13 protein-coding genes are annotated in these 14,777 nt (G+C 41.2%); 2 read left to right on the top strand and 11 right to left on the bottom strand.

Translation table 11 applies throughout. From position 1 onward, the window contains the following. Window positions 1-192: 192 nt before the first annotated feature. Window positions 193-2,688 carry a LysM peptidoglycan-binding domain-containing protein gene (locus tag MR764_RS14905; RefSeq protein WP_247980235.1) on the top strand — a complete coding sequence of 832 codons (2,496 nt, stop codon included), beginning with the start codon at window positions 193-195 and terminating at the stop codon, window positions 2,686-2,688. Between the two features lie 149 nt (window positions 2,689-2,837). On the opposite strand, the gene MR764_RS14910 is transcribed toward MR764_RS14905, so the two are convergent. The 6 genes from MR764_RS14910 to MR764_RS14935 all read right to left on the bottom strand — a co-directional run bounded on the left by MR764_RS14910 (window position 2,838) and on the right by MR764_RS14935 (window position 7,921). Beyond that, window positions 2,838-3,842 (bottom strand): YeeE/YedE thiosulfate transporter family protein, encoded by a 1,005-nt coding sequence (locus MR764_RS14910; RefSeq protein WP_247980236.1) that lies wholly within the window; start codon window positions 3,840-3,842, stop codon window positions 2,838-2,840. Window positions 3,843-4,014: 172 nt separating this feature from the next. Beyond that, window positions 4,015-4,524: a GNAT family N-acetyltransferase gene (locus MR764_RS14915; RefSeq protein ID WP_247980237.1), complete on the bottom strand. Its 510-nt coding sequence runs from the start codon at window positions 4,522-4,524 to the stop codon at window positions 4,015-4,017. Window positions 4,525-4,577: 53 nt separating this feature from the next. Next, complete coding sequence (locus tag MR764_RS14920) at window positions 4,578-5,072, bottom strand: hypothetical protein (protein ID WP_247980238.1); 495 nt, start codon at window positions 5,070-5,072, stop codon at window positions 4,578-4,580. 113 nt (window positions 5,073-5,185) lie between these two features. After that, window positions 5,186-5,803, bottom strand: a complete 618-nt coding sequence (locus MR764_RS14925; RefSeq protein ID WP_247980239.1) for a hypothetical protein — start codon at window positions 5,801-5,803, stop codon at window positions 5,186-5,188. Window positions 5,804-5,980: 177 nt separating this feature from the next. Next, on the bottom strand, window positions 5,981-6,865 hold the full coding sequence (locus tag MR764_RS14930) for a carbon-nitrogen hydrolase (RefSeq protein ID WP_247980240.1): 885 nt from the start codon (window positions 6,863-6,865) through the stop codon (window positions 5,981-5,983). Between the two features lie 6 nt (window positions 6,866-6,871). Then, the gene (locus tag MR764_RS14935) at window positions 6,872-7,921 is read right to left on the bottom strand and encodes an agmatine deiminase family protein (RefSeq protein WP_247980241.1); all 1,050 of its coding nucleotides are present in this window, start codon (window positions 7,919-7,921) and stop codon (window positions 6,872-6,874) included. Window positions 7,922-8,144: 223 nt separating this feature from the next. Here MR764_RS14935 and MR764_RS14940 point away from each other — a divergent pair, with 223 nt between their 5' ends. Further along, window positions 8,145-8,423 carry a hypothetical protein gene (locus MR764_RS14940; RefSeq protein ID WP_247980242.1) on the top strand — a complete coding sequence of 93 codons (279 nt, stop codon included), beginning with the start codon at window positions 8,145-8,147 and terminating at the stop codon, window positions 8,421-8,423. Between the two features lie 37 nt (window positions 8,424-8,460). On the opposite strand, the gene MR764_RS14945 is transcribed toward MR764_RS14940, so the two are convergent. From MR764_RS14945 to MR764_RS14965, 5 genes are all read right to left on the bottom strand, one after another. Next, window positions 8,461-9,030, bottom strand: coding sequence for a GNAT family N-acetyltransferase (locus tag MR764_RS14945; RefSeq protein ID WP_247980243.1), 570 nt, complete (start codon window positions 9,028-9,030; stop codon window positions 8,461-8,463). A 57-nt stretch (window positions 9,031-9,087) separates the two neighbouring features. Further along, window positions 9,088-10,311 (bottom strand): ornithine--oxo-acid transaminase, encoded by a 1,224-nt coding sequence (rocD, locus tag MR764_RS14950; RefSeq protein WP_247980244.1) that lies wholly within the window; start codon window positions 10,309-10,311, stop codon window positions 9,088-9,090. Window positions 10,312-10,441: 130 nt separating this feature from the next. Further along, window positions 10,442-12,502 carry a BatA domain-containing protein gene (locus MR764_RS14955; protein WP_247980245.1) on the bottom strand — a complete coding sequence of 687 codons (2,061 nt, stop codon included), beginning with the start codon at window positions 12,500-12,502 and terminating at the stop codon, window positions 10,442-10,444. Window positions 12,503-12,554: 52 nt separating this feature from the next. Next, the gene (locus tag MR764_RS14960) at window positions 12,555-13,535 is read right to left on the bottom strand and encodes an isoaspartyl peptidase/L-asparaginase (protein ID WP_247980246.1); all 981 of its coding nucleotides are present in this window, start codon (window positions 13,533-13,535) and stop codon (window positions 12,555-12,557) included. Between the two features lie 613 nt (window positions 13,536-14,148). Continuing rightward, window positions 14,149-14,679, bottom strand: a complete 531-nt coding sequence (locus tag MR764_RS14965) for a nuclear transport factor 2 family protein (RefSeq protein ID WP_247980247.1) — start codon at window positions 14,677-14,679, stop codon at window positions 14,149-14,151. Between the last annotated feature and the right edge of the window lie 98 nt (window positions 14,680-14,777).

The raw sequence follows: 14,777 nt of genomic DNA on the forward strand, positions 1-14,777 counted from the left end.
TGATGAATGCACAAAAGTAAGAATATCGCCAGAAAACCTGTCCAATTGTTGGCTAAAAAGAACTACATGTTAACAAGCACCGGAAAATAAACCTTGCTAAACCTTCAGGTAAAATTAAATTCAAATTAAAACGTTAGAATTTTGTGTTGGGTATTATTTGTTAATTTTGGTCCAAATTTTAAGCGCTTATCAATGAGGGTTATTCTGAAAATTATAATTGTTTCCCTGCTTGTTGTTTTCGTATTGCCACTAAATGCTCAGGATTTTAAAAAAAATGAGGTGGTGGTAATCCGTGGAGAAAAGTTCATTGTTCATCAGATTGAAACGGGTGAAACGATCTTTTCGTTAACAAAGAAATTCAAAGTTAGCCGGGAAGAACTTGAAAAATACAATCCAACGATTCTGGAGGGCCCAAAGATCGGCGACGTGATTAAAATTCCCTACCGCGAAGATGCCGATGTTTCAGCCAGTTCGGGACAGGAGCGCGGAAAACCTTCCGGGTTTTTAACGCACAAAGTAAAATCGCGAAGCGAAACTGCTTATTTTATTGCACGGCAATACGAAATTTCGGTGGAAGAATTATATGCATATAATCCCGGAGTAACAACCATAAACAAAGGATTAAAGCTGCAAATTCCGTTCTGGAAGGAGGAGGTTGCAAAAGTTGAAACACCAAAAGTACCAATTGTGGAAAAGAAGACGGAGCCTCAAATTCAGCCTCAACCGATACCCGCAGGAAACGTGACCCACAAAGTGGTTTCGGGTGAAACGCTGTACTCCATTTCCAAAAAATACGGTGTTACCGAGTCCGATATTTTAGCAGTAAATCCGGCAGCCAAAAATCTGAAAGCTGGTGAAGTACTTTCAATCCCCGTGAAAAAAGAAGAAACATCAGTTGCTCCGGTTCAACAACCGGGAAAGGAGTTTTCAGAAAAATATTTTGAACACATTATCGAGTCGGGTGAAACACTTTGGGGAATTGCCCGGAAATACGATGTAAGTGAGGACGAATTAAAAGCATTTAATCCGATTTTGAATACCGGATTTCCGGCGGGTGCAATAATTCGTGTTCCGGTAAAAGAAAAGGAACTTGAACTTACCGAAGCCAAACCCTTGAATAACGATGCATTCGACAAACACTATGTCGGAAAAGGGGAGACACTTTTTGGACTTTCCCAGGAATTTAATGTCAGTCTTTACGAATTGAAAAAATACAACCCTGTATTGGAACATCGTAATCTGGTAGAAGGAGAGACCATTCTGATTCCGCACAAAACCGAAGAGGTTGCAGCAGAACAGCCGGCAACCGAAACAACGATCAATAATGAACCGCTTGCTGAATTGCCCGATGAAAAATATTATGCAGTAGATGTTACGATGGAAATTCCGGAAACATGCAAGCCAAAACCATTTGGTGGGTTCGCTTCGGAAACCTACGATGTGGCACTTTTTCTGCCTTTGTTTCTCGAAGCCAACGATACGCTGAACCGGGAAGAACTGGTTCCGGATTCGATGATTTATCTGGCCGATGTAAATGGTAATACTTCGAACAATTTGGCGATAATAGGAGACTTGTCCAACCTGGATACGACTATTGAAGTGGAGCGAAAGCCGATGTTCCGGAAATTTTATGGCAGTAGCGAAAATTATGTTCAGTTTTACGAAGGAGTGTTGCTGGCACTTGAGCATCTGAAACAAGAGGGACAAAATGTACGTTTACATGTTTTCGATACCGAGCATCGTGCCGATGCGGTTCGGAAATATATTTACAGCGACGAATTTTTACAGACCGATCTGATCATTGGGCCTATTTATCCGGAAGTACAGAAAGAAGTGGCGCAAATTGCCGCTAAAAACCGCATTCCGCTGGTGTCGCCGCTGGCTGCACAGTCGGGTTTGCTCAATTCCAATCCGTATTATTTCCAGGTAAATCCAACCCGTGATTACCTGACACAGCAAACGGCCGAGATGGTTGCCGAAGAATACCACAACAGTAATTTTATTATTCTGAAAACGCAGGAATACGCGGGAACGCCCGACGGTAAAATGGTGGATTTATTGCAGGAGAAGTTTTTTAACTCGGGCTTCATGAGTGAGAGAGACGGCGTGAATTTCACCGTTTATGATTTTGAACGCGAGGGGGCCTTTGGCTTGCGCAGAATTATGTCGGCAACCAAGGAGAACGTGGTTTATATTCCCTCTTCCAACGAAGGTGTGCTGAGTATTTCCATTTCGAACCTGAATAATCTTGCTGCCGATTATTCCATTACCCTGATCGGAACGAATCGCTATCCTGGTTTCCAAAGTATTCAGTTGGACCATTTTCATAACCTGAAGCTGAAATACCTGGCTCCTTACTGGATCGACTATAATTCACCAAGAACCATTCGCTTTATCAGTGAGTTTAAAACTGAATTTGGAACCGAACCCGATAATTTTGGAGTTCAGGGCTACGATGTTACAACCTATTTTGTAAAAGCCCTGGCTGAACTGGGCCGCGATTTTGGAGATTGTCTTCCGTATTTTCATGTTGACCTGATCCAGGGAAATTATCACTTCGATAAGTTCTCCCAATTTGGAGGATACATGAACCAGGGAGTGTCGGTGGTTTCTTATACTCGTAATTACGATGTGATACGTGAACGGGTAAAAGGGCAACCCCGCTTAGTTGCTGAAATTTCGGAATAATTTTATTCAGAGAAAGTTCTTAAGATCGGAAGGGCAAAGGAATTTATTTTAGAGAAGCAGAAGGGAATCGCAAAGAAAGCAGCATGCTGTTGTTTTCTTTGCGATTCTTTTTTTGATTCACTTTTTTAAAAGAGATCGAAAATTTCAGACTATTTCTTGTAAAAGAATTTTCCGGTAAGTAAAAGGCTTGCAAAAACTACCACGGCAAACAAAAGACTGCTGAAAGCCACCTGCATCCCTCCTGAAAGAACATGACCACTGGTACATCCTCCGGCCATTCTGGCTCCGAAGATCAATACAAATCCACCAACAAATGCCCACACCGCACGTTTGGTTTTTGACGTTCCTTTGTATTTCTCCCAGTTCTCGTAGACAAGTTGAAACCTAAACGTTTTTTTGACCAACGATCCGATCAGTCCTGCCAAAAATGCTCCTCCCAGAAAAATCAATTCCCAATTTCCTGGCTTTTGAATTTTGGTGAAATAGTCATTTTGAGTCAGTCCGGCTAAAACATCACCAACATAGGGATAAGTTGTGGAAGCTCCGATCGGCCGGTCAGAAGCGAATTTCGAAAATACGATTACATTCAGGATGGCCAGCACAATTCCGGACACCAGCCAACGGTAATTTGTCGATTTTTCTACTTTATTCAACACAAAGGCAGTACCGATAAAAACGGCACCCACCAGAAAAAGCAGAACATAAAAGATCAGGTTGCTGTCGAATGTTGTTCGAAGTGACATCGTGCCCATATTGGGTCCCAAAACACCTTGTATCGAAGGAAGGATCAGTGTGTAAATAACACCTGCCAAAATACCTCCTATAATTCCAAGAAGCGCATCAATCGATCCTTCTCCCAGTGAAATGGCCAGGGTTCCGGGACAATAACCCAAAATTGCCATGCCGGCGCCAAAAAGGATACCTCCGAAAACCAGTCCTCCCAAAATCATTGGTTTTACGTGGAAGGAAGCCAGGCCGGCTCCGATTTCAATGTTGATAAGAATGGCGCCCAAACCCACCGCAACTGCAATGGCTTTGGCAACCGTTAAATTGTCTAACGTGGCCATGCCACTAATTGTGTTAAACTTGTTCAAACTGGCATATTGGAGCGTCAGTCCAAACAGAAATCCTAAAATCAGTGTAACTAAAATCATGTTTATTAGATTTAAAATAAAGGCTTTTTACGGTCGAGTTGTTGGATTTGAAGGTTAAAGGTAATGGATGATTTTAAATTTTGGACACAATCGGTGTTAAGATATGCTATATTTTGTTGATTAAAAGCCTGCATGGGGTGTGTGACTATTCAATAGCGGTTGATCAGAATATTTATGATGGCTTATTTGTTTCATATCCAAGAAAATGAACTCCGGTATCGGTTGTTCCTTTATCAATCAGTTTCATGCCACATTTTTCTGCTAATCTGGCTGAAGCCGTATTCGCAGCAATCATACGCGCGGTGAGTTTCTCCAATTTCAGTTTTTCAAAACCATAGTTGATAAGAGCGTTACAAACTTCTGTACCGTAACCTAAGCCCCAGAATTTTTTATCCAGAATGTAGCCTAATTCCAAATGTTTTAAATCCTGAAACGAATTGAATAAGCCTGCTTCTCCGATAATGGCTTTTGTTTGTTTGTCAACAACCGTAAAAATTCCAAAACCAAGGGAATAGTTGCAGTTCGCTTTTTCATACTTTTCACGCAATTTATCCAATGACCAGTCGCAATTGGAATTGGGTATAAACTTCATATTTACGGGGGTGCCATATATTTTTAGTAAGTGCTCTAAATCGGAGGCGATCATTTCTCTGATTAGCAGCCGCTCTGTTTCAATTTGCATTTTTTTCTTGATCTTGTTTTCAATTCAAATGTAACACTAAGTTTTGCATTGGTTTATTTACTTCGTTTCCAAACGAACGAATCCCCATTTTTGCTGATATTGTATTTCAATGTTTCCCCATCTTTTAGGGATAAAGTAATCATTTTGTCCTCAACATTAATTCCGTCGTGACAGATTTGAGGCAAGGAATAGCGACCGGTAATTTGATCGGCATGGAGAACAGCCATGCTCACTTTTGCGCCAGTCTGTTCATCTTCTTTCGAGAGGATTTCTAAACGGATGTTGTAAAATAGGCAGAAATCAGAAGTGGAATATAATTCGATTTTTGCCTGGTTTTGAGTGCTTTTTGATTTGGATAAAAGAATACTGTCGTTCTCAAAAATGGATGAGTCTATTTCCGTATTCTGAATATAAAAAGTAGGATGGTCGCTTGGTTTTGTAACCGAAGTAGAATCTTCGGAAATTTGCTCAACTATTACAACATCCTGACAAAATAGTTGGGAACTTGAAAATAGTAATACAAATAGAATGAACAGTAGTTTTTTCATGTGCGTAAGTTTTAAGTTTTGGTGCATTGACATTCAGGTTTGTCGATAACAAGAATTGTGCAAGTTTTCCTGTCTGTCTTCTAAGACTTTGCGAAATCGATAATCGGGTTTGGTCAATATGTTGGCTGCGGCCTTTCCTTTCGCAGGTAGCCTCCCAGAATTCCGAAGCCCAGCCCAAAAAATGCACTGTCTTTGTTGACCAGAACGGTGGATGAAAGAGAAACTCCAAAATAGCGGGAAAATGGAAATTCAATTTTAGGATGGAAAATGAGACTTACGGTATTTGTTTCTTTTGTGTCGTAAGTGTAATTAGGACCTAAAAAACCAGAATTGACCCGTTGCCAGTTGGTGGGTTCATCAATCATGGTGTAGGCAAGTCCGCCGGAAAGATTATAACGGGTAGTCCGGCCGTTTTTTGCCCGGATGATTCTTCCATACAGCACCTGGATGTTTCCCATGCTTTCTAAATCTGACAACCCAAATGTAAAGAGAGGTAAAATTAATCCGGAGGAATAATCCGAAGGTTGTGACTTTGCTTCTCTGAAGTATCCTGAAATTCCCGCCTGAATTACATGATCGTAGTTGAAAATATAATTCAGGTTAAAATTTCCGCCAACATAATTTCCGAAGCTGAGATCTTCACTTAAATAAAAAGCATTTTTCTCCCATTCTTGCGCATTTAATTGAAAGAAAAAAATGACAGAAACAACAGTGAGTATGGCTTTTTTCAAGGTTTGATTGAATTTTTGTGTTGCTAGTCAGTAGTTTAAGATACAGAATATTATCTGAAATACAGAACTGATAACCAATGTTTCTTGTCAGGGATTATGCTGTTGTTTCTATAGTTCGCATTAGGACAGTCAAGCCAGAAACTGAAATAAAATAATTTTAAATTGTTCCAAGTGATTTTAATCCCTGTACCGTTTTAAAATATCTCCGTAAGCATCTATCCTGCGGTCGCGGAGGAAAGGCCAGATGCGGCGTACATCTTCAGATCGTCCCATATCAATTTCAATTACTTCTGATTGTTCGTATTCAGCAGAAAACTGACGAAGAATTTCACCCTGGGGACCGGCAACAAACGAATTGCCCCAAAACGTAATACCTTTACCAACACCCGAGGAATCGGGTTCAAAACCGGTGCGGTTAACGCTTACAACAGGCAATCCATTAGCCACCGCATGGCCGCGTTGTGAGATAATCCAGGCATCGAGTTGACGTGCTTTCTCTTCCTGCGTATCCGACGGATCCCAGCCAATAGCAGTGGGGTAGATCAACACTTCAGCTCCGGCCAGCGCCATCAGACGGGCTGCTTCGGGGTACCACTGATCCCAGCAAACTAAAAGTCCCAATTTTCCAACCGACGTGTGGATCGGATTAAATCCCAGGTCTCCCGGAGTGAAGTAAAATTTTTCATAAAAGGCAGGATCATCGGGAATATGCATTTTACGGTATTTTCCCGCAATTAAGCCGTCTTTTTCAAAAACAACGGCAGTGTTGTGATACAAACCCGCCGCGCGTTTTTCGAACAGAGAAGTAACCAGAACAACACCTGCTTCTTTCGCAGCCTGAGCAAAGGCTTCGGAATCAGGTCCGGGAATTGGTTCGGCCAAATCAAAAAGGTTTACATCTTCTGTCTGACAGAAATATAAACTGGCATGCAGTTCCTGCAAAACCACCAGTTCAGCTCCCATTGAAGCGCATTTTTTTATCTCTTCAATGCTTTTTTGAATATTGACTTCTTTATGTCTTGAACGTTCCTGTTGAATGATTCCAACTTTTAATTTGCTCATGGTCTCTTACTTTTTGCTATTCAGTACTACTTGTTGAGGATATTGCATGGTTACACAGTGCAACGATCCGTGCTGTTCGATCAGCACCCGACAATTTACGGGAATAATTTCTCTTTCAGGAAAGATTTTTGTGAATATATCCAGAGCTTCCTCGTCCTGCGAAACACCATAAACCGGAACCAGAACCGCATCATTTATAATCGTGAAATTGGCATAGGTTGCCGGTAGACGGTTACCCTCTTCGTCAAAACACGGATCGGCAAACGGAAGTTCAACCAAATCATACGGTTTCCCATCAGCGTTGGTAAATTGTTGCAGCTGATTTTTCATTTGCAGCAAAGCCTCGTAATGTTCATCATCGGGATTGTTGCAGCCAACATAAACGATGGTATTCTGGTTGCAAAAGCGTGCCAGTGTGTCGATGTGCGAGTCGGTATCATCACCGGCCAGGTAGCCGTGGTCGAGCCAGAGTATCTTTTTCGCTCCCAGGTTTTGTTTTAGAATGGCCTCAATTTCTGCTTTTGAAAATTGCGGATTCCGGTTTTTCTCCATCAGGCATTCTGTGGTAGTCAGAATTGTCCCATTGGCATCGCTTTCGATCGAACCTCCTTCCAATACAAAGTCGAAACTTTCCAGTGCACTGTTTTGAATCAGTTTCTGCTCAAACAATGTTTTGGTGACTAGATTATCGAGACTGGCCTCAAATTTTTTTCCCCAGCCGTTAAAAATATAATCCTGCACAATTGGTTTTTCACCTTCCAACACGGTGATTCCTCCGTGGTCGCGTGCCCAGGTATCGTTTGATGGAACCTCTGTGAAGTGGATGTTGTTCAAATTAGTGAAATAGGTTTTTACTCGTTCTACACTGTCGCAAACCACAAGAACAGGCTGAAAGCGCGCGGCCGACTGAATAATATTTACAAAGCATTCTGATGCTTCATTCAACAGATAATTCCAGTCGCTGTTGGCATGCGGAAAAGTAAGTTGCAAAAAAGACTGTGGTTCCCACTCGGCAGGCAGGCGCAATAAAGTATTTCGTTTTGTATTTGTGTTCATCAATTTCAACGGCTTTTAAGGCCTCAAAAATACAATTAATGTGAATGATTTGTATGAAGAGTGAAAAATTGAATACCAGCTTTTATCAATAATCTAACCGTGGACTTTTTATTTTGATGATTTTTCTCTGGTTGAGCTGGTATCTGCCTTAGTATCTGATAACTGAACTTTGCGTCATTTCAATCTGTTTAGCTGTTAGACTTCATTAATAAAAAAAGAAATTATGGCTAAAGTTATTGTAACAGCAAAGGTTAAGGACACTACAGCATGGGAAGCCGGATTTCGGTCGGTGAGTGCCTTTTTAAGTACGATTTATGTTAGTCCCGTTGTTTTGGGGATAAACATCGAGGACAGCAGTTTTGCCTATTCGGCAGAGGTAAGAGATCTCGATCAGTTTCTTGTCATGATAAATTCAGAGAGGATTCAAAAATTGCAAGAGGAAAACGGCGTTATTGCCGGGACGGTTAAGTTTTATGTACTTGACAGACCTGTTAAGTTTTAGTTAGCACAAACCGGGAACAAACGGTTTTACTTCAAAATTACAGTGAAATTTGCAGGTGCTCCATTTTCTTCCCTGCCAGCATTCGCTTGTCGACAGCTTTAAAACCCATTCGCAGGTACAGTTTTTTGGCTCCCGGATTTTCTTCACGGACCAAAAGTCCAAGGTTTTGTTTATTCCTGACCACAAATTCTTCAATCAGAAACTGAAGGAACGTGGTTCCATAGCCTTTACCTTGCTCTTCTGTTAGTACTCCCAAAGAGTCGATGTAAAATTCTCCGGCCTGAGTTTCATCTTCCGGATCAAATTCCGGATTAAAATGTTGCCGTACAAAATTGATAACCGGTTTGCGCAAAATTTCAAGTTGGGCGCCTTCATAAATATTGGCAGCTGCAATTACTTCTTTGCCTTTTTCAACCACCCAACAGTTTTGCCACGAATACATATTCCCTTCCTGACAAATAAAATGAAGCAGAAAATCGGCAGCATATTGTTTGTTTTCAGTTGCCAAAAACTTACAGGCAATATCTTCCATGGCCAGTAACATACAGCGAAGAATTGATTTGTTATCTTCTTTGTTGGCTTTTCGGATGGATAGATTATCAGACATACAAGTATAGAAGGTTAAAAGAAGGGCCCGATTTTCAGTCGGACCCCTCCAGTATTGTTATGATTCAAATTCTTTAAAAGTCTTTTTGATGATTTCGATCGCTTCCATCATTTGCTCTTCGGTGATCACCAGTGGCGGAGTAAACCGGATGATGTGCTCGTGAGTTGGTTTGGCGATCAATCCGTTTTCTTTCAGCGCCAGACAAACGTCCCATGCAGATTTGCCGTTGGTGGGTTTAATCGCTACTGCGTTTAGTAAGCCCTTTCCGCGAACAATTTCAATCATTTCCGATTTGATCGCTTTCATTTCAGCTCGGAATATTTTGCCCAAACGTTCCGAGTTTTCCACCAGTTTTTCTTCCTGCAATACATCAAGAGCGGCCATGGCTACTTTGGCTGCAATCGGGTTTCCTCCATAAGTACTGCCGTGTTCGCCGGGTTTAATCGTCAGCATGATCTCGTCGTCGGCCAACACACACGAAACCGGGTACATACCTCCCGAAACAGCTTTCCCAAGTACTAAAATGTCCGGACGAACACCTTCGTGATCGCAGGCCAGCATTTTTCCGGTACGAGCCAGACCTGTCTGCACTTCATCGGCTACAAAAAGAACATTGTATTTCTTGCACAGCTCCGATGCTTTCTTCAGGTAACCATCTTCCGGAACATAAACACCTGCTTCTGCCTGAATGGGTTCAACCAGGAATCCGGCAACGTTTGGATCTTTTAACTCGGTCTCTAACCGTTCAAGATCGTTGTATGGAATATTTACAAAGCCCGGTGTGTAAGGCCCGTAATGGTTGTACGCATCGGGATCAGACGACATCGAAATGATGGTGATTGTTCTGCCGTGAAAGTTTCCGTCGCAGACTACAATTTTGGCTTCATTTTTCGGAATGCCTTTCACTTTGTAGGCCCATTTCCGGATCAGTTTAAGCGCTGTTTCGTCGGCTTCGGCACCCGAGTTCATCGGCAGCATTTTATCGTATCCAAACAGTTTGGTCATGTATTCTTCCCAGTCGCCCAACACATTGTTGTAAAAGGCACGAGAGGTAAGCGCGAGTGTTTCTGCCTGTTGGGTAAGGGCTTTTACTATTTTTGGGTGACAATGTCCCTGGTTTACGGCAGAATACGCAGCTAGGAAATCGAAATACTTTTTCCCTTCCACATCCCACACAAAAACTCCTTCGCCTTTGGCTAAAACTACGGGTAGCGGATGATAATTATGTGCGCCAAATTTGTCTTCCTTGGCCATGTAATCTTTCGATGTAAGTGTTGTCATTTCAATTGTTTTAAGTTTATGCAGAAATACGATTTTTGCGCGGAATAAACAATCAAAATACCCGTGTTAAAGAGCAGTGAGAAAAATCAGGCAAATTAGAAATTTACTTTTAAGCGTATGGAAATAGTGGCTATTTCATAAATCGGATGAGCAATACTTCGGTAAGAATAAAAAACAGTACTAAGAGAATACACAGCTTCCAAAGTTGTTTTCCGTTTTGAATTTCACTCAGCACCTCCGAAAAATTGCGTTGCACTTCGCGTACCAGAGTCGCATTGTCGAGTCCATTTTCTTTCAATTGAGTTTCAATTTCGTCGGCACCAAAATAACGCAGGTCCGATTCTTTTCGGTCGAAGTTAAAAGCCATCGAAGCCACAGGTGTTCCATCGTTTTCAATAAGGTAATGTCCGTCGGGAGTAATCTGATCTCCAAAATCGATACGCATGCCTTGTCCTGATGCAGTTACGGCAGGTATAATTTTATCCTGGTTTTTCAGGTTCAAAATTTCGATGGAAGCATTCATATCCAGACTAATATTTCGCGGAAGATAATAAAAGGTGTTTTTTCCGACAGTAAAAGAAATCTGCTGCTTTGGAAGACTGTTCAACACCATGTTGTAAAGGGTCGGAACAAAAAGGATATCGCGTGCAAACGCTTCATTTTTCGCGTCAAGGGGGAAACTGAAGATCCATGCTTTCCCGTTTTCAAAACTTAACTGCGAAAGGGCTTTATCTCCGTTTTGAAAAGTTAAAAGATTTTGCTCGTCGGAACGGGTTGCTGATTCAAAACGCAGGTGACCATTTATTACAGGCAGAATTGGATTTTGTTCCCTTTTCTTGAATACATCGGCGTAGAAGTTGTTTTCAAATTCAATCCCGGATATTTCCTGAGTAGTTGAATCTGTCCCGATAATTCGGTTGGCATTAAAACGCGACAGGAAATTGTTAAGCAATACAGGATTCGATTTCAACTCCGGAAAAAGAACCACTGATGATCCGTTTTTGACTACGGTTTCGAGTTCGTTTAAGAATCCGCTGGAAAAATTCTCCAGATTAACCAGAAAGATGGTATTGAATTCATTCAAGCGGTTTACCTGCAAACTCTGTTCATTCATTTTCTCGAGAATGACATAATCGTCGTTTTCAAACAAAGCATCGAGGTAAGCCAGGCCTTCCTGCGAACTCTTCGGGTTGCTGTAAATGGCCAGCGCTTTTAGGTTGCGCTCCACTTTGTAGCTGATGTACCAGTTGTTATCGTGCGTGAAAGGATAATCGGTTATTTCGATTTTCCCAAGTTGCAGTCCGCTGGTGTTGTTGGTGTATTTCAAACTGGCGACAATGTCGTTTTGTGCTTCTACCGTAAAACTGGTGATCGATTTCAGCGAATCGTTCAGGTAAAGTTTCAACGGCAGATTCTGGTAATTCTGATTCGAACTGTTTTTTATCCGAACCATCACATTTTCCTCTTGCCCAAGTCGATGCGCCGGAACTTCCACCCAACATGAATCGATGTAAAGATTCGCTACTTCGTTGGGAACCAGCGGCAGATAATAGCTGAAAATATTTTTGTCTGAGAAATTTCCAATATCAGTAACAGAGCGTTGAAAGTCGGAAATGAAATACAGGTTTTTATCTGAACTTGTTCCATCAGCACTTTGTTCTTCGGCAAAGCGATTGTAGATCTGCGAGAAAGGTACAACATTTGGTGAAGGTTGAACTTCTGAAACCTCGCGAATAAACTGCTCGCGGTTTAATTCGTGCTGATGTTTCGGTTTTAAATCGTTGGTGAACAGCCTGAATTTTGTTCCCGCCGGGTAGGCCAGGCAAATTTCCAGCGCTTTGTTACGGGCTACTTCCAGTAATTGTCCTTGTTCCGAAAGCGCATTCATGCTAAAAGAATTGTCAATATAAATAGCCACCGTTTGTCTGATTTGCTTTTTGGCATCTTTGTTTGCCGGTATGTAGGGTTGGGCAAAGGCAAAAACCAGGAAAACGATGGTAAGGATACGCGCGGCGAGTATTAAGAGCTGTTTTAGCCTCGATTTCTTTTTTGATTCCTTTTTGATGTCTTTTAGAAAATCGACATTGCTGAAATAAACGGTCTTATGCCTTTTAAAGCTAAAAAGGTGAATGATGACCGGAATGGCGATGGCCAGCAATGCAAAAAGAAAGGATGGAAACAAAAACTTCATATAGAAAATCGATATTCAGAAGTCGGAGGGCCGAAGTCTGAGGTTTATGTATCTATTGTTCGTCGTTAAAAATAGCTATTTCTTTTTCTCCGGTCGATTTTATGTATCCCCGGAACATGCCGCTGGTGTTAAACTCCATGGCAATGTTTCCATTTTGGTCAACACCAATAACACCGCCAGTACCTCCCATGTTTGTGAGTTTATTGATTTCTTCCCGGCAGGCATCTTTCAAATTCAGTTTTTTGTATTCCATCATAGCCGAAATATCTCTTGCAAAACCGAGGCGGATGTAATATTCTCCATGCCCGGTACACGAAACCGCACAGGTACTGTTGTTGGCATAAGTTCCGGCACCGATAATGGGGGAATCTCCAATTCGCCCGTAGCGTTTGTTGGTCATTCCTCCGGTGGAAGTTCCTGCACAAAGATTACCATAGCTATCGAGAACTACGCAGCCAACTGTTCCGGTGTTGTCTTTATCGGTTCTTTCCCGCTCTTTTTTCAATAATTGCTGAAGAGATTGGTAGCGGTTTTCGGTGTAGAAATATTTATTCGGAACAATTTCAAGGCCTTGTTCTTTTGCAAACTCTGAAGCTCCTGTGCCGCTTAACATTACATGCTCGGAATGTTCCATAACTGCACGCGCCGCATTAATCGGATTTTTGATATCGCGAACTCCCGCAACAGCTCCGGCGTTTAGTGTTTTTCCGTCCATAATGGAAGCATCTAATTCATTTACTCCGTCGTGTGTAAAAACAGCTCCCGCGCCGGCATTGAACAGGGGAGAGTCTTCCAAAATATTAATGACTTGTACAACAACATCGGTAGCAGTTGATCCTTCATCGAGCAGTTTTTGGCCTCGCTCCAAAGCTTCGTTTAATTTCGCTTTATATTCCTCGCGCGCAGTTTCATCCATACGTTCTTTTGACATGACACCGGCGCCGCCATGGATAACTATTGCATATTTGTTCTGTGAAAAGCCTGTTAAGGATAGGATCAGAAAAGCAAAAAGAAAAATCGTACCGGTTCTCATTTCAATTCCATTAATGATTTACAAAAATGACATAATAATGCCGATAATAAAATAAATCATCATCGAAAATTTAATCGCTTAAGTGCTCGATTATATGGTGTTGCCTGAAATTATTTATATCTGTAGCTGTAAGAATCAGTCAATAATATGTCGGTGTTCATCCGATTCAATAATATGGGCTTTTACCAGAAAAAACAGTAAAAGCAAAACTACTGCAATGGATGTGAAAACAATTCCCTTGTATGCTGTCATATTATCAGAAGCCATCGGAAAAAATATTACTGCCAATACACAACAAAGTAAAATAATCCCTACTGTCCAACTGAGATACCTGTTACTTTTCATCCCTTTTTTCTCCCATTACTTTATCAGCTATTAAAATAGCCATTAATTAATAACCTCTGGTTGTGCCAAGATCACCAGCAATTATAATGTCATCTATTAAAATAGAAAAAACTGTCCCTTATTCCCAATATACGATAAAATCTAAATACGAAGCAATACAGTACTATACATTGTCTATCAAAATCAGGATATTTAACAAATGGCTACAACCGTTGAAGTTTGAAAATACGTCTTCCATTCTTTTCGTTGACTCAGTTGCTCAGGGTTGCTACTTAGTGTCCGGCTCTTTTGGGGTCTTCGAGAGGAAATCTATGAATTTAAAAAGATCTTTATTGTCAGGAATAATACTCCATGAGATGAAATTAACCTGCCATTCGTTTTGTTGGCGTTGAAGTTGGGTCGTAACCCGCACAGGAAGATTTTCTCCGAAGACCGGGGTATCTTCAAGTTGTTCAATCACTAAAACCGAATTTTGATCTTCTGATATTCTAATGATCCGGGTTGTTATTTTATAGGTAAAATTATCGTTTGAGTTTTCGTGCTTTTTTTGCAACATCGCCAGCATTTCACTTTTGTTCCATACTTCTTTGCTGTCTGTTCCCATAAAAAGGCTTTTTTCACTTAGCTTGTCCGCCAATGCTTCAAAGTCTCCGCTTTTATAAGTGGAGTAGAATTCGTTTAAAAAACTTGTAATTTCATTTCGGATGGTCTCCTTTTCTGCCGAGGGCGATGTTTGGGATTGACAAGCAAAAATGACCACCGATAAGCATACTATTGAAAGGTTGATATAACGTTTCATAATTTAATGTTTTTAGGGCTTAACGGTTGGTTGCTTGTGGTTTGTTTGAATCGGTTAAGGCGGAAGTTACAAAATAATTAGCTGAAAATCCATATTTG

It is taken from the genome of Maribellus sp. YY47, from assembly GCF_023111095.1.
Lineage (GTDB): Bacteria > Bacteroidota > Bacteroidia > Bacteroidales > Prolixibacteraceae > Draconibacterium.